Consider the following 22,354-nt stretch of genomic DNA (forward strand, 5'->3'; position numbering starts at 1 on the left):
ACGGCCACGCCGCTGACCATGAAGCTGCCGCTGATCCAGTTCCTCCATCCCACCGCCTACCAGTTCACCCAGGTGCACCTGACGGCCGACATGGAGGTCAGCGAGTTCAACACCGCCAACGGGCTGAACATCAAGAAGAAGAGCACCGACTTCAACGTGAACGCCAAGCTCGACTACTCGCTGCTGGGCGGGTTCAGCGGGGGCGGCGGCTTCAACCTCGACATCAAGAGCAGCGAGGACTCCGAGCGCAAGTCGAGCAGCGAGCGCAAGGCCGCCGGCCGGCTGCACATGGAGGCGACGATCGAGCCGCGGCCGGACTTCGCGCTGCCGCAGCCCTTCCTGGTGCAGAAGGGGCCCAAGCTGCGGCTGGTGATCGGCGACCGGCGCGAGCTGGACGCCGCCGGCCAGCCCACCACCGACCCCAAGCTGGTGGTGCGCCGCGAGGTCGACGTGACCGCCACGCTCACCGCCAAGGCGGGCGGCCCCGCGGCGGGGAAGGCGCTGGAGGCGCAGTGCGACTCGGCGTCGGTGTCGCTCAACATCCCCAACGGGGGCGTCACGAGCAGCACCGGCGAACTGAAGATCACCCTGGTGCGCTCGGGGATGACGGCCGACACGTCGACGCCCGCCATCGCCAACCTGCGGGTGTCGATGAACCTGGTGAACGCCACCGTCCCCGTCAGCATCTAGGGGGCGGACGATGACCTCCCTGCGCGACTGGCACGGCTTCGAGGACAGCGTCCGCTGGCGCCTGGTGCCCGAAGGGGTGGAGATCGAGGGTTCGGGGGTGGAGCGCAGCCGCGGGCGGCCGGCGATGGTCGCCCGCGTGTGGAACGCCTTCGGCGACGCAATCAACCAGGTGGCGCAGAGCACGAAGGTGCCCTGCCCGCTGATCGTGGCCACCATCTGCACCGAGTCGGGCGGCAACCCCGACGCGCTGCGGCTGGAGCCGGGCTACGTGAGCGACGGGGCCACCCCCGGGAAGGTGAGCATCGGGCTGACGCAGACGCTCATCTCCACCGCCAGCGAGACCATGCGGATGAGCATCACGCGCGACTGGCTGCGCCAGCCGCGCAACGCCATCGACGCCGGCGCCCGCTACATCGCCCGCCAGGCGCGGACGACGGGGTTCGACCCGCCGCTGGTGGCGGCGGCGTACAACGCGGGGAAGCTGGCCCACCAGACCGGGGTGAGGAACCGCTGGAAGCTGCGGCAGTTCCCCATTGGCACCGCCGAGCACTGCGACCGCTTCGTCCGCTTCTACAACGACGCGGTGTCGGTGATGGCCAGCCATCCCACCGCGCCGGCGATCGGCCACGCGACGCTGCTGGGCGGGGGGTTCCAGCCGCCGGTCGTCCCCCAGGCGCCGCCCCCGCGCAATCCGCCGCCCGCGGGCTCCGCGGCTCCGAGCGACGCGCGGGTCGACTTCGCCGAGCGCGCGCGGCCGGACGCGGTGACCCCGTACTCGCTGGGCGTGCTGAAGGGGATCCTGCGCTCCGCCGGATTGCGGCGGTGCCTCGTCTCCAGCACGCAGCGGCCGCCGGCGGAGCAGGCGCGGGTGATGTTCGACAACCTGGAGAGGCACGGCGTTGAGCATCAGAAGAAGCTCTACGCCCGCGCGGGGCGCGAGGTGATCGACGTCTACGCCGAGGCCAAGGCGCGCGGCGCGGCGCCCGACCAGGTGAAGGCGGCGATGGAGCGGAAGATCATCGCCATCGGGCCCACGAAGGTGTCGCGGCACGCGTCGGACCCGCGCGTGCTGAACGTGTTCGACGTGGCGCCCAGCTCCATCACCGACCGCGCGGCGTTCGAGGCGGCGGTGCGGTCCGAGCCGCGCGTCGCCTTCTTCCTGACCCCGCCGCGCGACCCCGGCTACCACCTCGAGATCCCCCAGCCGGGCGCCTGAATCCCCGCTGATCTCCCCTTCCCCGGCGATTCGGGAGAGGGGGGAATCGGGGGATGAAGAAACCACGGCGTCCCCTGTCTTCATCATCGACCAGGTCCTCGAACCGGGGCTGAATGCGATGTATGCATTGATAGATCGCGGCCGCGAGGAGCTCCTGCGGGGGCTCCGCGTGGTCGCCCGCTACCCCGCCTTCGTGCTGGTGCAGGGCGATGCGGTCCCCGCCGGCATCCCCGCCGACGAGGTGGAGGTGATCACCGACGACACCATCTCCGTGCACGGCGAGCCGGTGCGCATCCCCGAGGGCGAGTGGGAGCTGGACGACGCGCCGCACACGCTGGTGCGCTTCGCGGGGCCGGTGGCGCAGGAGTGGCGCGACGCGCTGGCCGCGGCGGGGGTGGAGGTGCGCTTCTGGTGCCCGCGCTTCGGCGCCTGCCTCCGCCTTCCCGAGGGGATGGACGCGGACGCGCTCCGCGCCGGCTTTCCCTTCATCGTCGGCGCGCAGCCGTACCTGCAGGAGCACTGCAGCCGCGGGCTCGACGAGGCGTCGGATCACCCCCGCGCCGTCGTCCCCCCCGACCTGTACGACGTGGTCTGCTTCAGCCGCGAGGATCGCGAGCGCGTCGTCCAGGAGCTCAGGGAGATGGGGATGGAGGTGCTGGACGCGTCGTCGTCCAAGCTCCGCGTTCGCTGGACGGGCGACCCGGCGGCGATCCGCGACGTGGTCGGCGTCAAGCTGGTGGACCCCGCGCGCGTCCCCGTCACCGTGCAGACGGCGACGGCCGCCGCGCCGGCGACGACGGCCGACGCGCTCGGCCTCTCCGGCGCGGACCCGGCGCTCACCGGCAGCGGCCAGGTGATCGCCGTGGCCGACACGGGGCTGGACGTGGGCGCCGACGGCGCCGGGCTGCACCCGGACTTCCGCGGCCGCCTGCGCTTCATCCGCAGCTGGCCCATCAACCCGTCGTGGGGCCCGTTCGTCAAGGCGCCCGGCGCCGACGACGGGCCGGCGGACCGCAACAGCGGCCACGGCACCCACGTGGCCGGGCTGGCCGCCGGCGGCGGCGCGCTCGAGGCGCGGCACCGCGGCACCGCGCCGGGGGCCGGGCTCGTCTTCCAGTCGATCGAGCAGTACACCGACATCCGCTCCGATTACGCGGCGCGGATCCCCTCCGGCTACTACCTGAGCGGGCGCCCGCTGGACCTGCGCGCGCTCTTCCGCGAGGCCCGCGAGCAGGGCGCCCGCATCCACGTGAACTCGTGGGGCGACCCGGCGCAGGGGAAGTACACGGACGACTGCTACGAGGCCGACCTCTTCCTGCGCGAGAACCCCGACGCGGTGGTGCTCTTCGCCGCCGGCAACGACGGGTGCGACCGGGACGGCGACCGCCTGCGCGACGGGGGAACGCTCTACGCCCCCGCGTCGGCGAAGAACGTCGTCGCCGTCGGCGCGACGGAGGGCGCCGCGTCGGGGGTGGGGATCCGCGGCAGCTGGGGCGACATGGACGCGTCCGTCCAGCGCTACCGCAACCCGGCCGACCGCGCCGACGCCGTCTCGGGCGACCCCGCGCAGCTGGCGATGTTCTCCTCCGCGGGGCCCACGGCCGACGGGCGGATCAAGCCCGACGTCTGCGCGCCGGGAACCAACCTGGTGGCGCCGCGCTCCTCCGTCTGCCGGCAGAATGGGTGGGGGCTGGCCAGCCCGCTTCCCTACTACATGTACTTCGGGGGGACGTCGATGGCCAACGGCGTGGCGGGGGGATTCGCCGCGATCGTGCGCCAGGCGTGGGAGGCGCATCTCGGACACGCTCCCGGCGGCGCGGCGGTGAAGGCGCTGCTGGTGCTGGGCGCCCGCCCCGTGCTGCGCCGCGACGGCGCCGGCGAGGAGCCGCGCGCCGCCGCCGGGTTCGGCCGGCTGCACTGGGCGGGGTGCGCGCCGAAGCAGAGCGGTCGTACCGTCCGCCTGGTGGAGGACGCGCCGGGGATGGCGACCGGCGAGGTGCGCGAGCACCGCTTCGCCCTCCGCCGCCCGGGCGCCGTCCGCGCCGTCCTGGCCTGGTACGACGCGCCGGGCGAGCGGCTGGTGAACGACCTGGACCTGGCGCTGATCGGCCCCGGCGGCACCCGCGTGTGGGGGAACCACCCCGCCGGCACGGCGGGCTCGCCCGACCGCGCCAACACGGTGGAGGTGATCGACCTCCCCGCCGCGCAGCCGGGCGACTACGTGCTGCGCGTCACCGCCGTCAACGTTCCCGTGGGCCCGCAGCCCTTCGCGCTGGCCTTCGCCTTCCCCGCCTCGCCCACGATCGACCTCCCCGTCGGCTTCCTGGCGGGGATCGGCACCACGGCGGCGCGCCGGCTGGCCGACGCCGGCGCGGGGACGGTCGGCGCGCTCGCCGGACTGGCCGACGGCGAGATCTCCGCGCGCACGGGGCTCCGCGGCAAGCGGCTGGTGGCGCTGCGCGAGCGGCTGGCCGCGCTGGACCTCGCCTCGGCCGCGCGGCCGGCGGGCGTGCCGCTGACCCTGACCCTGGCGGAGGTCGGCGCCCCGGCCGCGCCCGCCGGCGTGGCCGACGAAGCGTGGCGGAGCGCGGCGGCCGGGCTGGCGCCGCTGGCCTCGGTGTTCGACCGCACGCGCCTGGCGCGCATCCGCCTGGCCGACCTCTTCCCCGATTCCTGATCCACCTCCATCCCCCCCACCTTCCGAACACAAGGAGCACGAGATGGCAGACAGCAAGAAGCCGCGGGCCTCCGAGCCCGCGCCCGAGCCGGAGGAGCGGGAGCAGCCCGCGGACGCGCTCCCCGACGTTTCCACCGCGCTGGCCAGCGTGGGCGCGTCCCTTCCCGTGGGCGGCTTCTCGGCCGACTTCCAGCCCGCGGGGCTGGCCACCGGCGCGCTGGCGCTGAGCGCCGACGTCACGCCGGGGCTGACGAAGATCGCCCCCACCTTCGGCGACGTCCTCCTGGCCGTGGGCCAGGGCGTGGCCAGCTCGCAGGAGGCGCTGGACAGGAGCCTGATCGACACGGCGAAAGAGCTGAGCCAGACGAAGATCAAGGTGGTCACCGACGTCATCCAGAAGATCAACGACGACGGGCTTCCCGACGCGGCCAACACCGAGCTGGTCACCGAGGAGGTGTCGCTGATCAACTTCCTTTCCCCCGAGGTCCACGAGTGGAAGAGCGTGGCCGTGTCGATGGACTTCGAGGTGGGCGCGCTGGACTCGGAGCGGGGGGTGCAGTTCCGCCAGAACCAGGGCTCCATCAACATGGGCGGCGGCTCGCTGTGGGGGTTCATCGGGTGGTTCGACATGGACGCCCACTCGCAGACCACAAGCGTGACCCAGCAGAGCCGCACCGAGGCCAACTGGGCCACCGGCCAGGTGCGGATGGACGCGCTGCTGGCGCCGCGGCGCACCGAGAAGTTCACCGCGCCGTCGCAGGTGACCATCGGCCCGCAGATCTTCTTCGCGCAGGGGCAGATCGAGCACAAGCTCGACAACGGCAAGGAGATCGAGCGCTCGATCCCCATCGTCGTCTCGGTGCGCAAGGCCGACGGCTCGCCCAACCCGTCGCGGCCGCTGGGGGTGGAGTGCGACCAGTTCGGCTTCTCCTTCGTCTCCACCGCCCCCTTCACCGGCAGCACCACCAACGCCGACGGCGAGATCAGGGTGATCGTGACCCGGCAGATCCCCAACGAGCGCTTCTCGTCGCCCGTGAAGGCGCGGCTGACCGTGCGCCTGGGCGCCATCACCCGCACCACCGACTTCGTCCTCTGACCCGACGGCAACCACAGGAAAGCGAGCATCGATATGGCGGACACTGAACTGCCGGCCGGGCTCTCGGGCACCGTGCTGGCCACCAGCCAGACCTCCGACGTCTCCGGCGAGGGCAGGGCCGCCGGGCTGGCGTTCGGCGAGCTGATCAAGAAGACGGGCGAGGCCGTGGCGCAGACGCAGAAGCTGCTGAACAAGACCTCGGCTGCGAGCGCCACCGCGCTGGCCGAGACGCTGGTGGACGTGGTGGCGGTGGAGGAGAAGACCTACAACGACTCGGGGGTGCTGACCACCAGCAAGGCGCACTCGCTGCAGCTGCCGCTGGTGAACTTCATCGACCCCACCTTCTACCGCTGGAGCCAGGTGCGGCTGCAGGGCGAGTTCATCGCCCGCGAGTTCGTGAGCGAGAGCACCAGCAGCACCGACACCTCGCAGACCCGCAGCAACGTGGGGATCAAGCTGGGCGGGCTCTTCGGGATCGGCTTCGCCACGGGGTCGGGGAACTTCTCCGCGTCGGGAACCAGCACCTCCACCAAGACGGAGGCCAGCGAGGACCTGTCGTACGGCCGCGTCCGCGCCAACGCGCAGCTCACCCCGCGCCCCGACGTGACCGTCCCCCGCCCCAACCAGGTGATCCAGGGGCCGCGGCTGTCCATCATCCCCGGCGAGATCAAGGACCTCAAGGACGCGGGCGGCAAGCTGGTGGGGCGCACGCTCTCGGTGCTCCTGGGCTACCACCGGATGACGGGCGAGGCCATCGCCGGGAAGACGCTGGCCATCGACAGCGAGGGCGTGTCGTGGTCGTACTCCGACCCGGCGAAGAAGACGACCGACGCCAACGGGCTGGTGGAGATCACGCTGCGGCGCGAATTCGTCCCCGACGCCGAGGGGAACCCGGGCGACACCCGGGCGAAGGACTTCGTCGTCACCGCGCGGATCGGGATCATCCAGAACAGCACCACCGTCACCTTCTGATCCCCCCGCGCGCGGGAGGCGGAGGGAGACACATCTCCGCCCCGGCCCGGCGCGGACCACCATCCCCCCGTCCCCTTCGCGGGGGAGACCGAGGACGAGCAGGCGATGAGCAAGGAGACCACACCCGCCGCCCCGCCGATCGGCGTGGAGTTCGGGCGGCTGCTGTCGGCCACGGTGGACGCGGTGGCGCTGGCGCAGGAGCAGCTCGACCTGCGCACCGAGGAGCGGGCGCGGGCGTTCCAGGCGGCGGAGGACGGCACGCTGGCGGTGCCGCCGCTCTGGTTCGCGTTCAACCGGGTGGCGCTGGAGCTGGAGATGTCGGCCACGGTGGCCGGCGGCCAGACCGGCGACGGCCGCCTGTTCTGCCGCACGGCCGACGCCACGATGGTGGGGCTGTACGGCTACGAGGCGTCGGCGGGGGTGCGGGTGCGGCTGCTGATGGGCCCGCGCGGGCCGCTGACCATCAAGGACGCGGGCACCGAGCCCGCCGAACCATAGATCGGGTGCTCCGATGTCCGACACTCCCGATTCGCCCCGGCCGCAGATCCCGATGAGCGGCGTTTCCGTCTCCGGCGCCACGCTGGCCGAGACCGCGGCGGAGGACCCGTACCAGACCATCTCCGCGCTGCAGGCGAAGGTGAGCGAGCTGCAGACGGCCAACACGGCGCTGCGCAGCCAGCTGGTGTCGCTGCAGGACCAGGATCTCCGCAGCCGCGAGAAGATCGTGGCGCTGGAAGGGACGGTGGCCACGCTGCGGGACCAGCTGGGGCAGACCCGGGCGCGCGCCGGCCGCGAGCCCGACGACTTCGCCAGCGCGGTGGGCCACTCGCTCGACACGCTGCAGGCGCGGCTTTCCGGGCTGTCGAACCCGCTCACCGACTTCGCGGTGCGCGAGTTCTCGATCGACGCGAAGGTGGCGGTGAACGTGACGCCGCTGGGCACGGTGGAGTACCGCTTCATCCAGCCGGGCGAGCGGGTGGACCCGTCGGCGGTGAGCAACGTGAAGATGACGGTGGTGCCCGTCCCCAAGCAGACCACGGCGGGCGCGTGGAGCCCGGTGGAGTACACGCCCACGGCCGGGGTCGAGGAGATCCGGGGGATCGGCCGCCAGCTCCGGCAGCAGCTGAACGAGCAGGGGATCTACACGGTGGGCGACCTGCTGCACGCGGGCGGCCGGGTGCGCGGCTCGGTGGAGCTGGCGTCGGTGCTGCAGGTGGACCGCTACCGCGTGGACGAGTGGCTGGCGCACGCGCAGCTGCTGACCATCCGCGACATCGACGGGCGGATCGCCGGCGTGCTGTACGAGATCGGCGTGCGCAGCCTGGCGACCCTGGCCGACCAGGACCCGGCTGTGCTGGCGCCCGCCTTCAACGCGCAGGTGCAGCGCACCGGCCGCAAGCGCGTGGCGCTGGTCGACGCCGCCACGATGACCCCCTGGGTCCGCGCCGCGCGCAACTTCCTGGGCCGCGCGCCGCTCCCCGAGCCCGTCCCCGCGCCCGATCCCACCCCGGTCACGGTCAGCGTCGACACAGCGTGACACCGGCCACCCGCCACTGGGCACTGGGCACTGGGCACTGGGCACTGGGCACTGGGCACTTAGGACTTAGGACTTAGGACTTAGGACTTAGGACTTCGGACTCAGGACTGGAGACAAATCGACGTTCCCCCACGGACCCGCCCGCGCCAGCGGCCCACGGGCACCGGGGGGGCGGTCTCGGGACGAGGCTCGTCCCGAGCCGGGCACGGCCGAAGCGAGGCCGCACGGACCCGAACGGAGTACGCACGGCTCCGCCACCCGGCACCGCCGGCGCTGGCGACCTGCACGGCGGAAACGCCAGGGCACCGGCGGCGGAGCCCAGGCACGGCCCGGTGAGGGCACCACCCGGCGGGGCCGGAATCGGGGAGGACGTGGGGTTCACGTCCGTCCTGCACCGGGACCGGGCGAGGGCACGGCGAGGAAGCCGAATGGGAAGGCCACGCGGCGGGACCGCGCCGGAGGGAAGTCCGCCACCACGGGGACACCACCCCGAAGGCCGGCCACAAGGCGGCGGCCGGCCCGCGCGGCGACCCCTGCACGATCCCCGGCCACGGCCCGGGCGGCCCGCGGCGAGCCGAGCGCGACCGCATCGCGACCGCCTGGAACAGGGCACGCCGCCCCGGCATCCGCCGGGGGAGACACGGCCCAGGCCAGGAGCCGGAGCGAGCGCGGAGAGCGCGAGGCGTCACCCGCGGGACCGCGCAGGGCGCGGCGTGGATCGCCACGGCTGCCGGCCGAGGAGGGCACCCTGCGAAGGGGGCGCCGGAAGGCGGCGCGGCGGTCCGGTCTTCCGGACCGCCGGCGGCGGACCGGGCGGGTGGCGTTGCCGGGGTCGGGGCGGCCTCCCCAGCTTGCTGGCGGAGGCCGTCCGCATTTCGTCGCGATGGCGGCGCGGCGCGGAACGGAATCCTGGGTACCTCGGGTAGATTCGCTGTAAGATGATCCCCGTGCGTTTCGATCCCCCCGCACCACGGAGCCGCGCCCATGAGCACGCCAGCCCCCGAGCGCTACCGGCCGTTCGCCAGCGTCCCGCGCCGGAACCTGATGCAGGAGTATCTCGAGGTGCCCGCCCTCATCCACGCGCTCGGCATCCCGCGCGGCGGACGCATCCTGGAGGTGGGCTGCGGCAGGGGGATGGCGCTGCCGCCCATCGCGAAGCTCTGCGCGCCCGCGCGCCTCGTCGGTCTCGACGTGGACGGTGACGCGCTGGCGGACGCGCGGCGGCACGTGGACGAGCGCGGCGTGGCAGCCGAGCTGGTGCACGACGACGTCCGCGCGATGCCCTTCCCCGACGCCTCGTTCGACGTGGTGCTGGACTTCGGCACCTGCTTCCACATCTCGCGCCCCGAGCAGGCGCTGGCGGAGATCACGCGCGTGCTGGCGCCCGGCGGCTGGTTCGTGTACGAGACGCCGGTCAGCCAGCTCCTCTCGCACCCGGTGCGCTCCTTCGGCCGGCGGCTGCCGTGGCGCTCCGCCCCTTCGCTCGCGCGCTTCCGCGGCCGCCTCCTCTGGGGCGCGCGGCGGAACGCCGCGTAGCTCGCAGCCAACGACAAGGGGCCCGAGCGTGTTGCTCGGGCCCCTTCGAGATCGCGGTGCGATCGTCAGTTCCAGATGTCCATCGGATCTCCCTGGCTGTGTCACCAGCGTAATTTATAGTAGCGCCCCGGAATGGGGTTGTCAATCTGCACGGTGTAGGCACCTGTGATCACGTCCAGTGCCACCGGCGCTCCCTCAAGCTCCTCGCCTGTAGGGCCGTGCGCCGAATACCGGACGGATTCTGGAGGGCGCCCGGCAAACGCTACCTGGAGCGTAGTATGATCGCACCGCGCCACCGGTGACCATCGCAGGAAGTGCTCCAGCGGCTTACCCACAACGACCGTAGTCTGCACGTGCGCGAAGTGCGCCTCCTGGTTGCGTCGCAGGGGGCGTCCGAACTGCATGTAGCGCCGCGTCCAGCCGTCGCTCTGATCGACCGTCGCCTCGGCATCCACGATTGCTGGCGCGAGCGCCGGGTCGGGCGACGTAACGTGCTCGTCGATGACCTGAATCTCACCGTACGGGCGCGATCCCCAGGGCACCCGGACAAGTCCATCCCTGCGCGCCACGAGTACCGCCTCGCGCTTTTGGACGTACTCCCGGTCTGGAACGACCACTCGCAGCGCGACGAGGCAGCTCCGGTAATAGAATTCCTGCGGCGTCTCGCGCGTGTCCCGCCTGCGGCGCCGCTCCCGCGCGAGGGCGCGGATCTTCCGCACGGCCGGAAGCAGGCCGCCGCCCGCGCCGACCGCCGACAGCACGATGCTCACCAGAGTCACGGTATCGATCATGATGCCGCACTCCCGATTCGAAGTCCGCCAGATTTGTTCGGATCGTGATGAGATGTGAGGACCGGCAACTTAACGAGACGCCGGTCATTTGGACAGAGTCGTCACCCAGATACACACATTCGCGTCCGATTCGATCCTCGCATCGTCACCTTCAGCCCGACCGGAGGATTGCTGCAGCTTGATGAACGGGATCGCGAGCGTAGCTTGCGGATGGACCGGTTCCGGGAGGACTCATGCTGCGCTCCGACTCGCCCCCCTTCCGCATCGCGGCGGTGCAGGCCGCGCCCGTGTTCCTCGACCGCGACGCCACCGTCGAGAAGGCGTGCGGGCTGATCGCCGAGGCGGCGGCCGACGGCGCGCGGCTGGTCGTCTTCCCCGAGGCGTTCATCCCCACCTACCCGTTCTGGGTGTGGCACATCCCGGCCGGGCACACCCGGCCGCTGCGCGCGCTCTACGCCGAGCTGCTGGACAACGCCGTCGCCGTCCCCGGCCCGGTGACGGAGCGGCTCGGCCAGGCGGCGAGCGAGGCCCGCGCGTTCGTGGCGATGGGGATCAACGAGCTGAACGCCGAGGGCAGCGGCACCAGCCTCTACAACTCCATCCTGTATGTTGGACCCGACGGTGGCGTGATCGGCACGCACCGCAAGCTCGTACCCACCGCGGGCGAGCGGCTGGTGCACGCGCCCGGCGACGGGAGCACGCTCGGCGTGCACGACACGGAGATCGGACGCCTCTCCGGCCTGGTGTGCTGGGAGAACTACATGCCGCTGGCGCGATACGCGCTCTACGCCGCCGGCGTGGAGCTGTACGCCGCGCCGACGTGGGACCACGGCGAGCCCTGGCTCTCCACGCTGCGGCACCTGGGGAAGGAAGGGCGGATGTACGTCGCCGGCGCGTGCAGCGTGGTGCACCGCGACTCCATCCCCGACCGGTACCCGTTCAAGCGCGACTACCTCCCGGCCGGGCTGGAGTGGATCAATCCCGGCGGCAGCGCCATCGCCGACCCCGACGGGAAGTGGGCCGCCGAGCCGGTGCTCGAGCGCGAGGCCATCCTCTACGCCGACGTGGACCCGGCGCACCTCCGCGGCCCGCGCTGGCAGCTCGATCTCGCCGGCCACTACGCGCGGCCGGACATCTTCCGGCTGACCGTCGACCGCACGCCGCGCCCGCTGCTGCACGCGTCTCAGGACGGGCGAGGTGACGCGGGGATGGAGGTTTCGGGACTCGACATCGTCTGACATGGCGAGAAAGGGCTGGCGCCGCCCGGCTCCGCCCTTGCAGATGGCTGGACGCGGCCCCGGCGGACGGGGCTCAACCACGGACCGGAGCGCACGTTGATCCCCCTTCGCGACGAGAACCCCACCGAGCTCAGGCCCATCATCACCCTGGCCTTCATCGCGCTGAACCTGGGCGCGTGGGTGCTGCTGCAGGGCGCAGGGATGGACCAGCGGGTGCTGGAGCAGTCGGTGCTGGTCTTCGGCACCAAGCCGTGCGAGCTGACGGGCGCGATCCCCTGCCGCAGCGAGAGCGGGCTGGGGTGGGCGGAGCTGCTGACGTCGATGTTCATGCACGGCGGATGGGAGCACATCCTCGGCAACATGCTGTTCCTGTGGGTGTTCGGGAACAACATCGAGGACTCGATGGGCCACACCCGCTTCATCCTCTTCTACTTCATCTGCGGGATCGTGGCCGGGCTCGCGCACGTCCTGCTGTCGCCGGCCAGCGAGATCCCCGCGGTGGGCGCCAGCGGTGCCATCAGCGGCGTGATGGGAGCGTACGTCGTCCTCTATCCCCAGGCGCGGGTGCAAACCTGGTTCCCGCCGCTGTTCATCTTCCACGTGCGCGCCTGGTTCTTCCTGATCTACTGGTTCGCCTTCCAGCTGCTGGCGGGCGTGGGGAGCCTGGGCGGGGGCGACACCGGCGGCGTGGCGGTGTGGGCGCACGTAGGCGGGTTCGTGGCGGGCGTGGTGCTGATCAAGGTCTTCGAGAACCGCAGGCTGGTGGAGGCTCGCCGGCACCACGTCCTCCTCTCGCGCGAGCAGGTGGCGCGAGACGAGTGGAGGCTGTGACCGGCGGCTCATCTCCGATGATCTGCGGACAAGAGGCCGCGCTGCGCCGTCGAAACCGTGCGCCTGCGCGGCCGTAGTCCCTTCCACATCACGGGAATACCACTCCGTCAGATCCCGCTTCCGTCGTGATCCAGTCCCACACACGCAAACGCCGGCCGTCCCGCCCTGGGTTACGGGCGTTCGGGTGGGCACTGGCTCTCCTGTTCTCGGCGCTGATGCTCGGCCGGGCGCTGCTGGCGCCGGATCCCGCGACGGACGCGGGCACCCGCACCGCCATCGCGCAGCTCGCGCACCTGGAGGACGGCCTGGAGGCGCAGGCCAACGCGATGCAGGAGTTGTTTCCGGAAGGCCGCGTCTTCACCCTGGCGCTCTACGGGCTCGCCTGGGTGGACATCGGGCGCGGCACGACGGACGTAGATACACGCGCGCGAGCACTATCGGAGGCACGCCGCGCGCTCGCGCTCGCGGACGCACCCGCCTCGCGCGCGGGATACGGGCCGGCGGGCGGGCTTCCGCACGGCGTGTTCTACGAGGGCTGGACGGGACACCTGCGCGCCGGCGTCCTGCACCTGGCCGGCGGCGCGGAGCGCGACACCGCGTTCCGCGCGGCGTGCGAGCGGCTGGACTCCGCATTCCGCGCCCACGGCCCGTTCCTGGACTCGTACGAGGGTGACGCGTGGCCCGCCGACAACGCGGCGGGCGCGGCCGTCCTCCGCTCCTGCGGCACCCTGCTGGACCCGCGCTACACGCGCACCGCCGAAGCCTGGCTGCGCGCCACGCTCGCGCGGGCGGACCGTGCGACCGGGCTCATCCCGCACGCGGCCGATTCTCCGCTGCCGCGCGGCGAGTCGGTGGCGCTGATGACGCGGTTCGTGTACGAGATCGACCCCGCGGCGGCGGGCGCGCAGTACCGTGGGTTCGAGCGGACGTTCGCCACCCGCTTCGCCGGCCTGCTGCCGGCCGCGCGCGAGTTCCCGCGCGGCGCCCGCGGGGGCGAGGACGTGGACTCGGGTCCCATCCTCCTCGGGGTGAGCGCGCCCGCTTCGATCGTGGGAATCGCGGCGGCGCGGATCACCGGGCACGCCGACGCGGCGGCCGACCTGCGCGCTTCGCCCGAGGTGCTGGGCGTGCCGATAGAGTGGGGCGGCCGCCGGTCCTACGCGTTCGGCGAGCTCCCTGTCGGCGAGGCGTTCCTGGCGTGGGCGACGGTGGTGCGTCCGTGGAACCAGCCCGCGGCGCCGCTCTCGTCCGCATCGCCGTTCGCCGGGTGGCGGTGGGTGTGGGGATCGATCTGGGGCGGTCTCCTCCTGCTCTCCGCGATGCGGATGACTTTTCTCCTCCGGCAGGCCCGTCGAGCGCATCCCGCCTGACGCCTTCGGTGCGGCGGCGATCCGGTTGCGCGGGGCGGAGGGGAACTGTAGAATCCCACACCGGGTCGGTAATCTGACCTTCCGACGCGGGTGGCGCCCCTCCGGGGGGACGCCACCCGTTCGCGTACCCGGAGGTCCCGCCCCGCCGCCGCGCGGCTCCCGCCGACGTCGTTCCACCCATCGAAGACGCCGCGCGGCCCTGCAAAGACCCAAAGCGGAAGAGGCGACATGGACGTGACGAGAGAGCTGCTGCACCGGCTCCCCAAGGCCGAGCTGCACGTGCACCTGGACGGGTCGCTGCGGCCCGAGACCATGCTGGAGCTAGCCGCCGAGTACGGGAAGAAGATGCCGGCGCACGACCCGGAGAATCTGCGCGACTACATGCACGTGCAGGACGCGCGGAACCTGGTGGAGTACCTGGAGCGCTTCGAGATCACGCTGTCGGTGATGCAGACGGCCGAGGCGCTGGAGCGCATCGCCTACGAGCTGGCCGAGGACCTGGCCGGCGAGAACGTGCGCTACGCCGAGATCCGCTACTCGCCCATCCTCAACACGCGCGATGGGCTGCCGCTGACCGAGGCGGTCGACGCGCCGCTGCGGGGGCTCCGCCGCGCGCAGGAGGAGTTCGGCATCGAGACGGCCATCATCATCTGCGGGATCCGCAACATGGACCCGGCCACCTCGCGCGACCTGGCCGACCTCACGGTGGCGTACAAGGACCGCGGCGTGGTGGCGTTCGACCTGGCGGGCGCGGAGTACAACTATCCCGCGAAGAAGCACAAGGACGCGTTCTACACCGTCATCAACAAGAACATGGCGGCCACCATCCACGCCGGCGAGGCGTACGGGGCCGAGAGCATCCATCAGGCGCTGCACTACTGCCGCGCCAACCGCATCGGGCACGGCACGCGGCTGTTCGAAGACCCCGACCTGATGCGCTTCATGAACGACTTCCGCATCCCCATCGAGATCTGCCTGACCAGCAACGTGCAGACGAAGGCGGTGGAGAGCTTCGCCACGCACCCGCTGCGGCAGTACTACGACTACGGGCTGGTGCTCTCGCTGAACACCGACAACCGGCTGATGAGCGCCACCACGGTCACCGAGGAGTACTGGCGCGCGCACCGGCACCTGGGCTTCACCTGGGAGGAGCTGGTGGACATCTCGCTGATGGGCTTCAAGAGCTCGTTCATGCACCGCCCGCGCAAGCTGGAGATGCTGGCCCAGGTGGCCGACGAGATCGCCGCGCTCTCCGAGGAGCCCGCCGTCGCCGTCTGACGTTCCAGATCTGACCACCATCGGGCCGGCTCCCCGCGCGGGAGCCGGCCCCTTTTGTGGAGCGGTGTCGATGGTTGCGATGAACCCACGCCACGAGCGCGAAGCGAAGATCGCCAACTGCGTCATCGGGGGGATCGATGCCGGTGAGAGCACGTTCGTGTCCGTCGCCCCCGGTCCTTGGACGGGCCTTCGGCTCCTCCCTTCGTTCAGATTTGATATGCCGGAAATTTCCGGCATATCAGTCCGACTGGCAGTACTCCCCGTTCACCCTCCATGCCGCGACGTAAGATCCGGCGCCACCGCATCCTCCAGTTCCCCTCCGCTTCGCTACATCCCGTGTCACGCCTTTCGGCCGAGGTCACGCACTCGGGCTCGCCTGCACAGCAACCATCACCCGATGACGCGGTTGAGAGAACTTCGGCGCGCACGTCACTTCGGGGACTCTTTTCTTTTTTGAACGCGTTCAACAAAATCCTTGACGACCGAATTCGCTGCGCGTAGAATATTGAACATGTTCAAATCCACGAAGACGCCGAAGGGCGAGGAGACGAAGCGGCGGGTGCACGGGGCGGCGCTCTCGCTGTTCCGCGAGAAGGGGCTCGACGCGACCACGATGCGCGACGTGGCCGCGGCCGCGGGGATGTCGCTGGGGGCGGCGTACCACTACTTCCCCAGCAAGGAGGCCATCGTGATGGCCTACTACGACGCCGTGCAGGACGAGCACAACCGGCTGGTGGAAGACGCCGTCGGCGCGCACCGCGCCCTGCGCGACCGGCTGGCGGCGACCTTCCACTCCAAGCTCGACATGCTCGCGGGCGACCGCCGCCTGCTGGGCGCGCTGCTGCGCTTCACCGGCGAGCCGGAGCACCCGCTCAGCTTCTTGGGGCCGGCCACGCGCGGCATCCAGCTGCGCAGCATCGCCACGTTCGCGCGGCCGCTGCGCGACGCCGACGTCCCCGCGGACTTCCGCGCCACCGCCGCGCTGATGCTGTGGGCGATGCACATGGGCGTCCTGCTCTACTTCCTCTACGACAAGTCCCCCGGCCAGGAGCGGACGCACCGGTTGGCGGACGGCGGCATCGCGCTGTTCATCTCCACCCTGAAGCTGGTGCGCCTGCCGCTGATGAAGTCGCTGCGCACGCGGCTGACGACGCTGCTGGGCGACGCCGGGCTCCTCCCCGACCTCGACGGAGCGGAGGCTGCGCCGGCGAGCGGTTGAAGTCTGATTCCCCCGATCCCCCTACCCCCGCCCGGGCTGATGGCTCGGCGGAGCACCGGAGCCAATCCATGATGGAGAACATCGGACCCGAGAAGGCGAAGGCCGAGCGGCGCAGGCTCCTGGGCCTGATCGCGGGCGCAACGGTGGCGAGCGTGGCGTTCCGCCTCATGATCTACACGAACACGCAGCATACCGCGCTCGTGTTCGTCGGCATCCCTGCGCTGCTGGCCGTGGCCGTGGCGTACACGGGCGAGCCGCGCAGCGCCACCGGCACCGTCCTGCGCGCCACCACGCTGGCGCTGCTGATCGCGGCGATCGTGATGGGCGAGGCGACCGTCTGCTTGATCATGGCCGCGCCGATCATCTACCTGGTCGCGATCCTGGTGGGCGTGAGCAGCGACCGCGCGGCCAAGCGGCGGCAGCGCGAAGGGCGGGCCGGCTTCGCGTCGTTCCCCGCCCTCGTCCTGCTCGCCGCCGCCGTCCCCGCGATGGAGGGCGTGGTGCCGCGCTTCGAGTTCCCGCGCGAGGCCGCGGTGACGGTGACGCGCGTCGTCTCCGCAGCGCCGGACGAAGTCGAGTACGCGCTGGCGGGGCCGATGCGGTTCGACCGGCCGCTCCCCGCGTTCCTGCGTCTCGGCTTCCCCACCCCGGCGGCGACGGAGGGCGCCGGGCTGCGCGTGGGCGACCGGCGCAGCGTGGTGCTCGCGCACGGCCACCATCCCGGCGCGCTGGTGATGGCGGTGCGCGCGGCGGAGCCCGGCCGCGCGCTGTTCGTCCCCGTCTCCGACGATTCGTACGTGACGCACTGGCTGGCGTGGCGCTCGGCCGAGGTGCGGTGGCGCGGGGTGGCGGGCGGCACGGAGGTGCGGTGGACGCTGCGCTACCGCCGGCGGCTGGACCCGGCGTGGTACTTCGGACCGCTGGAGCGCTACGGCGTCGGCGTCGCCGCGGGCTACCTGGTCGACGCGCTCGCCACGCCGCGCGCGGGGATGTGACGCATGGGCAGGGAGATGATGGAGACGCTGGCGGTCGCCGTCCCCGTCGCGGCCGCTGCGGGACTGTGGATCGCGCGGCGGCCGGGCCCGCGGGAGCGCACCGGGCTCCTCCTGTCGGCCGTGTGGGTGATGGCGATGGTGCCGCCGGTGAACGCGCTGGCGCTCCGCCTCGGCTGGTGGGCGTTCGCGCCCGGCCCGGCGCAGTGGATGGGGATGCCCGTCGCCTTCCTGCTCGGCTGGATCGCCGCGTGGGGACTGGTGCCGCGCCTGGCGATGCCGCGCGCGCCGGCGTGGGTCGCCGCCGCGCTGGCGCTGTGGCTGGACCTGATGCTGATGCCGCGCCTGGAGCCGCTGCTGCGCCTGGGAGACGGCTGGTTGCGCGGCGAGGCGCTGCTGATCGCCGCCGGCTTCGTCCCCGCGTGGCTGCTGGGTGCGTGGACGGCGGAAGGGCGGCGGCTGTACGCGCGCGCCGCGCTGCAGGTGGCCTGCTTCGCCGTGCTGGTGCTGTGGACGGTGCCGGCGGCGATCGACGCCGCCATCCGGAGCCAGGCGCCGTGGCTGGATCTCCGCTTCGCCGCGCCCGTCTCGCTCTCCGCCGCGCTGCAGCTGGTCGCCATCCCCGCGCTGCTCGGCGTCGCCGCGGTGCACGAGTTCGCCACGCGCGGCGGGGGGACGCCGCTGCCGTACGACCCGCCCGCGCGGCTGGTGCGGAGCGGGCCGTACGCCTACGTAGCCAACCCGATGCAGTTGTCCGCCGCGCTGGTGCTGGCCGCCTGGGGCGCGGCCACGGGGCGGCCGTGGGTGATCGCGGCGGGGGCGATGTCGGTCGTCTACTCCGCCGGTCTCGCGGCGTGGGACGAAGCGGACGACCTGGGCGGCCGCTTCGGCGCGCCGTGGGAGGAGTATCGCCGCCACGTGCGCGCGTGGCTGCCGCGCTGGCGGCCGTGGCACCCTTCGCTGGCGGGGGATGCGGAGCCAGCGCGCCTCTACGTCTCCGCCGGCTGCGACCGGTGCTCGCCGCTGGGGCGCGCGATCGAGCGGCTGCGTCCCGTCGGTCTGATCGTCGTCCCCGCGGAGGAGCATCCATCGCGTGACCTGAGCCGCATCACCTACAAGCCGGGAGATGGAGGAGTGGAGGAAGACGGCGTCGCGGCGCTGGCGCGGGCGCTCGAGCACGTCAACCTCGCCACGGCGATGCTGGGGATGGCGATGCGGCTCCCCGTCGTCCGCCCCGCGCTGCAGGTGATCGTCGACGCGAGCGGCGGCAGCCCCATGCGCGTCCCCCGCCGGGTCGATGCGGGGGGATGCGCGTTGCGGACGTGACGCACCGTCTCCTGGAGAGGGGATCCAAAACAGAATGGGCTCACACGGAGGGAACGGAGGAAACGGGGAAACTCATCTCCGTTTCCTCCGTTCCCTCCGTGTGAACTCCAAGCGGGTATCGGACGCGAATGGGCCGACTTTCCGCGTGGAAAGCCGCCCGATCTTCATCGCATCATCTCCAGCTCGTCACCCCGCGCCGCTGGCGCCGGGGCCGGGGATGCTCTGGCGCACCTCCTCGGGCGGCGCCAGGGTGGCCAGGAACTGCGAGAGCTCGTGGTGCATCCGCGACGTCGAGCCGCGCACCAGCCGCCGCTCGCCCTGCGCGCCCACGCCGATGGTCAGGTCACCGGCCTCGGTGGTGAACTTGATCCAGGTGTCGCCCGACTCCTCGGCGAACCCGGCGTACGGCGTGAAGCGGAGGGTGAAGAAATCGCGCGCCCGCGTGATCACCTCCTCCGCGGGGAGCTCGGTCAGCACTTCCTGCAGCAGCATGCGTGGCCTCCCGTCGACCGGTCCGGAACAGTCCCGCGGGTGCGACGGGCAGATGATGTGCCACGATTGGAAGTGCGTGAGTGCGGAAGTGCGTGAGTGCGGAAGTGCGAGAGTGCGAGAGTGCGAGAGTGCGAGAGTGCGAGAGTGCGAGAGTGCGAGAGTGCGAGAGTGCGAGAGTGCGAGAGTGCGAGAGTGCGAGAGTGCGAGAGTGCGAGGAAGGCGCGGAACGAGCGACCGCGCAAATCCCAACGCACTTCCGCACTTCCGCACTTCCGCACTTCCGCACTTCCGCACTCTCGCACCCGGAAAAACGCCCGCCCCGGGGCGAATCGGGGCGGGCGCAGGTACTGCCGGAGCGAGAGACGGACCGCGCGTCAGACGAGCGGCCGCTCCTCGACGAGGGCCCGGAGCTCCTTCGAGGGCTTGAAGACCGGCACGGCGCGCGGCGGCACCTCCACCGGATCGCCGGTGCGCGGGTTGCGCGCCAGGCGGCTCTTCCGCTCGCGCACCTTGAAGGTGCCGAAGCCCCGGATCTCGATGTTCTGGTGCTCGCCCATCGCGTCCTTGATGCTGTTCAGGAACGCGTCCACCACCACGGCGCAGTCGCGCTTGGTGACGCCAGGGCCGATGGTGTCGGCGACCCGTTGGACAAGATCCGCCTTGGTCATGAAGCTCCTCCTGGGGGGTTCTGAGAGACTGGGGCGTGGCCCCGGGTGTCGGGCGCGCGGCGAGCGCGGTCACCGGCTGGGTACGGCACCGTCCACTTGGCGCCAACCGTTTTGGGGCGGATCACGTCGGGACCGGGGCTGCGGAACATCGTAGCGGGCCGGAGCACGGCGGGCGCCGTTCGCGGGGGCGAGAGTGCGTAACGAAGTGGCAGACGGTGACTTATACGGCCGAAGGATAATCCGAGCCGTTTGTTCCGTCAAGCATCCTCTCCGACGGCCATCGCGGAGCGCCGCTCCATCTCATCCACAAACCGGTCAAAGAGATAGCGCGAGTCGTGCGGTCCCGGGGCGCTCTCGGGGTGGTATTGCACCGAAAACACCGGCCGCGAGCCGTGCTCCAGCCCTTCCACGGTGCCGTCGTTGAGGTTGAGGTGCGTCACTTTGAGCTCCGGCGCGCCGGGAACGCCGTCCACGCCGCCGCGCACGGCGAACCCGTGATTTTGCGCCGTGATCTCCACGGCGCCGTCGCTCAGCCGGCGCACCGGATGGTTCCCGCCGCGGTGGCCGTACAGGAGCTTGTACGTCTCCGCCCCGAAGGCGCGGCCGATCAGCTGGTGCCCCAGGCAGATGCCGAACACCGGCGTGTCGCGCCCCGACAGCTCGCGGATGGTGTCGAGCGCGTGCGGCACCGCCTCGGGATCTCCCGGGCCGTTGGAGATGAACAGCCCGTCGGGGTCGGCCGCCAGGATCTCGTCCACCGGCGTGGTGCTGGGGATCACCGTCACCTCGCACCCGCGCTGGGCCAGGAGCTGCAGCGAGTGGCTCTTCACCCCGAAGTCGTACGCCACCACCCGGTAGCGCGTGTCCCCCACGGCGGGGACGACGTAGCGCTCGTGGGTCGACACCTCGTCGGCCAGGTCCAGCCCGCACATCTCCGGCGCCGCGCGGATCTCCGCCAGCAGCGCGTCGCGGTCGGCCGACGCCGGGGCGATGGCGCCGCGCATGGCGCCGAGCGAGCGGATGTGGCGGGTCAGCGCGCGCGTGTCGACGCCGCAGATGGCGACCACGCCGTGGCGCTGCAGGTAGGCGTCGAGCGACTCGCGCGCGCGCCAGTTGCTGTAGACGGGCGGCGCCTCGTGGATCACGAACCCGGCCACCTGAGGCCGCGCCGACTCCTGGTCCTCCGGGTTCGCGCCGTAGTTGCCGATGAGGGGATAGGTCATGGTGACGAGCTGGCCGGTGTACGAGGGATCGGTCAGGACCTCCTGGTAGCCGGTCATCGAGGTGTTGAACACCACCTCGCCGAGCGCCGTCCCGCGGGCGCCGTACTGCTCGCCGTGAAAGGTCCGGCCGTCCTCCAGCATCAGCACCGCGGGCTCGCCCACCCCCGTCTCCTCTCCCAACGTTGTACAAGTCCTTGGACGCCGCGGGTTTGCGGGCCGCGTGAATCTACCGGCGCGGCGGCGGCTGTCAACCGTCGCGGCTGGCGGGCGGCGGCGCGGGGGATAGATTCGTGCGCGCCGCGACGGGTGCGAAGGTGCGACAGTGCGAAAGTGCGAGAGTGAACCGCGTCTCCGCGCCCGCACGCCGACGCCAACGCCTTGTCCGCCAGCTACTTTCGCACTCTCGCACCTTCGCACTTTCGCACTTCGTCCTTGATGCCCGACCTGCCGCTGGTGTTCGTCTACGCCGACGAGAGCTGCCTGGGAAACCAGTTCAAGAACAAGGCACGTCCCGGCGGCGCGGCGGGCGTCGTGGAATACTGGCACCCCGACAAGGGGTGGATCCGCCGCGACTTCTGGGTCTCCGAGCCCGACACGACGAACAACCGCATGGCGATCCGGAGCGCGCTCGTGCCCCTGGCCGCGCTCAAGGGTCCGTCGCGCGTCGTCTTCACCACCGACAGCCGCTACCTGGTCGACGGGATGACGGAGTGGGTGCACGGCTGGGCCGCGCGCGGATGGAAGCGCAAGACGGGGGAGATCGAGAACCTGGAGCTGTGGAAGGGGCTCCTCCCCGTCGCCAGCCGCCACCAGATCGAGTGGAAGTGGGTGAAGGGGCACGCCGGCCATCCCCAGAACGAGTACGCCAACTTCCGCGCCATCCAGGCCGCCTCGAAGCAGCTCGACAGCGGCGGCCTGGTCCCCTCGAAGTTCGAGGAGTGGATCGCCGACGAGCAGGAGAAGGAGCGGTACCTCGACTTCTTCCCCATGCCCCCCGAGCGCTACGAGTTCAAGGCCGCGCGCAAGCTGCCGCGGGGGTGATGCGGGACGTCCCGCCGGTTCTGTCTCGTTGATTTAGAAAAGTCCGGGGTTTGGTTGATTTAGAAATGTCCGGCGAAAGGTTCCTTGCTTGCGCCAGGGATGATCGGGCGCGGGTTTGTTGGGTTTGGAAGTTGTTTGATCCCTCTTCTCCCGAGGAGGAG

Annotated in this window: 20 protein-coding genes; 16 read left to right on the plus strand and 4 right to left on the minus strand. The window is 71.6% G+C overall.

What is annotated here, in order from left to right; all coding sequences use genetic code 11:
* The 8 genes from VF092_10525 to VF092_10560 form a co-directional block, all read left to right on the plus strand.
* A partial coding sequence (locus VF092_10525) for a hypothetical protein (GenBank protein HEX6747714.1) occupies positions 1–690 on the plus strand: 690 nt, incomplete at its 5' end.
* 10 nt (positions 691–700) lie between these two features.
* Positions 701–1,906 carry a transglycosylase SLT domain-containing protein gene (locus tag VF092_10530; GenBank protein HEX6747715.1) on the plus strand — a complete coding sequence of 402 codons (1,206 nt, stop codon included), beginning with the start codon at positions 701–703 and terminating at the stop codon, positions 1,904–1,906.
* A 118-nt stretch (positions 1,907–2,024) separates the two neighbouring features.
* Positions 2,025–4,583: a S8 family serine peptidase gene (locus VF092_10535; GenBank protein ID HEX6747716.1), complete on the plus strand. Its 2,559-nt coding sequence runs from the start codon at positions 2,025–2,027 to the stop codon at positions 4,581–4,583.
* Positions 4,584–4,626: 43 nt separating this feature from the next.
* The gene (locus tag VF092_10540; protein HEX6747717.1) at positions 4,627–5,679 is read left to right on the plus strand and encodes a hypothetical protein; all 1,053 of its coding nucleotides are present in this window, start codon (positions 4,627–4,629) and stop codon (positions 5,677–5,679) included.
* A gap of 33 nt (positions 5,680–5,712) precedes the next feature.
* Positions 5,713–6,651 carry a hypothetical protein gene (locus VF092_10545; GenBank protein ID HEX6747718.1) on the plus strand — a complete coding sequence of 313 codons (939 nt, stop codon included), beginning with the start codon at positions 5,713–5,715 and terminating at the stop codon, positions 6,649–6,651.
* Positions 6,652–6,756: 105 nt separating this feature from the next.
* The gene (locus tag VF092_10550; GenBank protein ID HEX6747719.1) at positions 6,757–7,149 is read left to right on the plus strand and encodes a hypothetical protein; all 393 of its coding nucleotides are present in this window, start codon (positions 6,757–6,759) and stop codon (positions 7,147–7,149) included.
* A gap of 52 nt (positions 7,150–7,201) precedes the next feature.
* Positions 7,202–8,188: a DUF4332 domain-containing protein gene (locus tag VF092_10555; protein ID HEX6747720.1), complete on the plus strand. Its 987-nt coding sequence runs from the start codon at positions 7,202–7,204 to the stop codon at positions 8,186–8,188.
* Positions 8,189–9,172: 984 nt separating this feature from the next.
* Positions 9,173–9,724 carry a class I SAM-dependent methyltransferase gene (locus tag VF092_10560; protein ID HEX6747721.1) on the plus strand — a complete coding sequence of 184 codons (552 nt, stop codon included), beginning with the start codon at positions 9,173–9,175 and terminating at the stop codon, positions 9,722–9,724.
* Between the two features lie 101 nt (positions 9,725–9,825).
* On the opposite strand, the gene VF092_10565 is transcribed toward VF092_10560, so the two are convergent.
* On the minus strand, positions 9,826–10,515 hold the full coding sequence (locus VF092_10565; protein ID HEX6747722.1) for a hypothetical protein: 690 nt from the start codon (positions 10,513–10,515) through the stop codon (positions 9,826–9,828).
* A gap of 233 nt (positions 10,516–10,748) precedes the next feature.
* On the opposite strand from VF092_10565, the gene VF092_10570 reads away from it, so the two are divergent.
* The 7 genes from VF092_10570 (at position 10,749) to VF092_10600 (ending at position 18,769) form a co-directional block, all read left to right on the plus strand.
* Positions 10,749–11,753, plus strand: a complete 1,005-nt coding sequence (locus tag VF092_10570) for a carbon-nitrogen hydrolase family protein (protein HEX6747723.1) — start codon at positions 10,749–10,751, stop codon at positions 11,751–11,753.
* 96 nt (positions 11,754–11,849) lie between these two features.
* Positions 11,850–12,584, plus strand: coding sequence for a rhomboid family intramembrane serine protease (locus VF092_10575; GenBank protein HEX6747724.1), 735 nt, complete (start codon positions 11,850–11,852; stop codon positions 12,582–12,584).
* Between the two features lie 215 nt (positions 12,585–12,799).
* The gene (locus VF092_10580) at positions 12,800–13,954 is read left to right on the plus strand and encodes a hypothetical protein (protein ID HEX6747725.1); all 1,155 of its coding nucleotides are present in this window, start codon (positions 12,800–12,802) and stop codon (positions 13,952–13,954) included.
* Positions 13,955–14,182: 228 nt separating this feature from the next.
* The gene (gene add / locus VF092_10585) at positions 14,183–15,232 is read left to right on the plus strand and encodes an adenosine deaminase (GenBank protein ID HEX6747726.1); all 1,050 of its coding nucleotides are present in this window, start codon (positions 14,183–14,185) and stop codon (positions 15,230–15,232) included.
* 511 nt (positions 15,233–15,743) lie between these two features.
* Entirely contained in the window at positions 15,744–16,451 is a 708-nt protein-coding gene (locus tag VF092_10590; protein ID HEX6747727.1) for a TetR/AcrR family transcriptional regulator, read from the plus strand.
* A gap of 71 nt (positions 16,452–16,522) precedes the next feature.
* On the plus strand, positions 16,523–17,446 hold the full coding sequence (locus VF092_10595) for a hypothetical protein (protein HEX6747728.1): 924 nt from the start codon (positions 16,523–16,525) through the stop codon (positions 17,444–17,446).
* Positions 17,447–17,449: 3 nt separating this feature from the next.
* The gene (locus tag VF092_10600; protein HEX6747729.1) at positions 17,450–18,769 is read left to right on the plus strand and encodes a hypothetical protein; all 1,320 of its coding nucleotides are present in this window, start codon (positions 17,450–17,452) and stop codon (positions 18,767–18,769) included.
* A gap of 186 nt (positions 18,770–18,955) precedes the next feature.
* Here the strand turns inward: VF092_10600 and VF092_10605 are convergent, their stop codons facing one another.
* From VF092_10605 to carA, 3 genes are all read right to left on the minus strand, one after another.
* Positions 18,956–19,261 (minus strand): hypothetical protein, encoded by a 306-nt coding sequence (locus tag VF092_10605; GenBank protein HEX6747730.1) that lies wholly within the window; start codon positions 19,259–19,261, stop codon positions 18,956–18,958.
* Positions 19,262–19,635: 374 nt separating this feature from the next.
* A complete protein-coding gene (locus VF092_10610; GenBank protein ID HEX6747731.1) occupies positions 19,636–19,929 on the minus strand; it encodes an HU family DNA-binding protein in 294 nt (97 codons plus the stop codon).
* A 257-nt stretch (positions 19,930–20,186) separates the two neighbouring features.
* Positions 20,187–21,314, minus strand: a complete 1,128-nt coding sequence (gene carA / locus VF092_10615; GenBank protein HEX6747732.1) for a glutamine-hydrolyzing carbamoyl-phosphate synthase small subunit — start codon at positions 21,312–21,314, stop codon at positions 20,187–20,189.
* 273 nt (positions 21,315–21,587) lie between these two features.
* Here carA and VF092_10620 point away from each other — a divergent pair, with 273 nt between their 5' ends.
* The gene (locus tag VF092_10620) at positions 21,588–22,193 is read left to right on the plus strand and encodes a ribonuclease H (GenBank protein HEX6747733.1); all 606 of its coding nucleotides are present in this window, start codon (positions 21,588–21,590) and stop codon (positions 22,191–22,193) included.
* Positions 22,194–22,354 lie beyond the last annotated feature (161 nt).

This window comes from Longimicrobium sp. (assembly GCA_036377595.1).
Classification (GTDB): Bacteria; Gemmatimonadota; Gemmatimonadetes; order Longimicrobiales; family Longimicrobiaceae; genus Longimicrobium.

Bases quoted from the DNA above. Each gene is read 5' to 3' on its own strand.
- VF092_10545 (HEX6747718.1), top strand. From the start codon at position 5,713: ATGGCGGACACTGAACTGCCGGCCGGGCTCTCGGGCACCGTGCTGGCC.
- VF092_10540 (HEX6747717.1), top strand. From the start codon at position 4,627: ATGGCAGACAGCAAGAAGCCGCGGGCCTCCGAGCCCGCGCCCGAGCCG.
- VF092_10535 (HEX6747716.1), top strand. From the start codon at position 2,025: ATGTATGCATTGATAGATCGCGGCCGCGAGGAGCTCCTGCGGGGGCTC.
- add (HEX6747726.1), top strand. From the start codon at position 14,183: ATGGACGTGACGAGAGAGCTGCTGCACCGGCTCCCCAAGGCCGAGCTG.
- VF092_10580 (HEX6747725.1), top strand. From the start codon at position 12,800: ATGCTCGGCCGGGCGCTGCTGGCGCCGGATCCCGCGACGGACGCGGGC.
- VF092_10610 (HEX6747731.1), bottom strand. From the start codon at position 19,929: ATGACCAAGGCGGATCTTGTCCAACGGGTCGCCGACACCATCGGCCCT.
- VF092_10570 (HEX6747723.1), top strand. From the start codon at position 10,749: ATGCTGCGCTCCGACTCGCCCCCCTTCCGCATCGCGGCGGTGCAGGCC.
- VF092_10550 (HEX6747719.1), top strand. From the start codon at position 6,757: ATGAGCAAGGAGACCACACCCGCCGCCCCGCCGATCGGCGTGGAGTTC.
- VF092_10595 (HEX6747728.1), top strand. From the start codon at position 16,523: ATGGAGAACATCGGACCCGAGAAGGCGAAGGCCGAGCGGCGCAGGCTC.
- VF092_10560 (HEX6747721.1), top strand. From the start codon at position 9,173: ATGAGCACGCCAGCCCCCGAGCGCTACCGGCCGTTCGCCAGCGTCCCG.
- VF092_10555 (HEX6747720.1), top strand. From the start codon at position 7,202: ATGAGCGGCGTTTCCGTCTCCGGCGCCACGCTGGCCGAGACCGCGGCG.
- VF092_10565 (HEX6747722.1), bottom strand. From the start codon at position 10,515: ATGATCGATACCGTGACTCTGGTGAGCATCGTGCTGTCGGCGGTCGGC.
- VF092_10620 (HEX6747733.1), top strand. From the start codon at position 21,588: ATGCCCGACCTGCCGCTGGTGTTCGTCTACGCCGACGAGAGCTGCCTG.
- VF092_10600 (HEX6747729.1), top strand. From the start codon at position 17,450: ATGGGCAGGGAGATGATGGAGACGCTGGCGGTCGCCGTCCCCGTCGCG.
- VF092_10590 (HEX6747727.1), top strand. From the start codon at position 15,744: ATGTTCAAATCCACGAAGACGCCGAAGGGCGAGGAGACGAAGCGGCGG.
- VF092_10530 (HEX6747715.1), top strand. From the start codon at position 701: ATGACCTCCCTGCGCGACTGGCACGGCTTCGAGGACAGCGTCCGCTGG.
- VF092_10605 (HEX6747730.1), bottom strand. From the start codon at position 19,261: ATGCTGCTGCAGGAAGTGCTGACCGAGCTCCCCGCGGAGGAGGTGATC.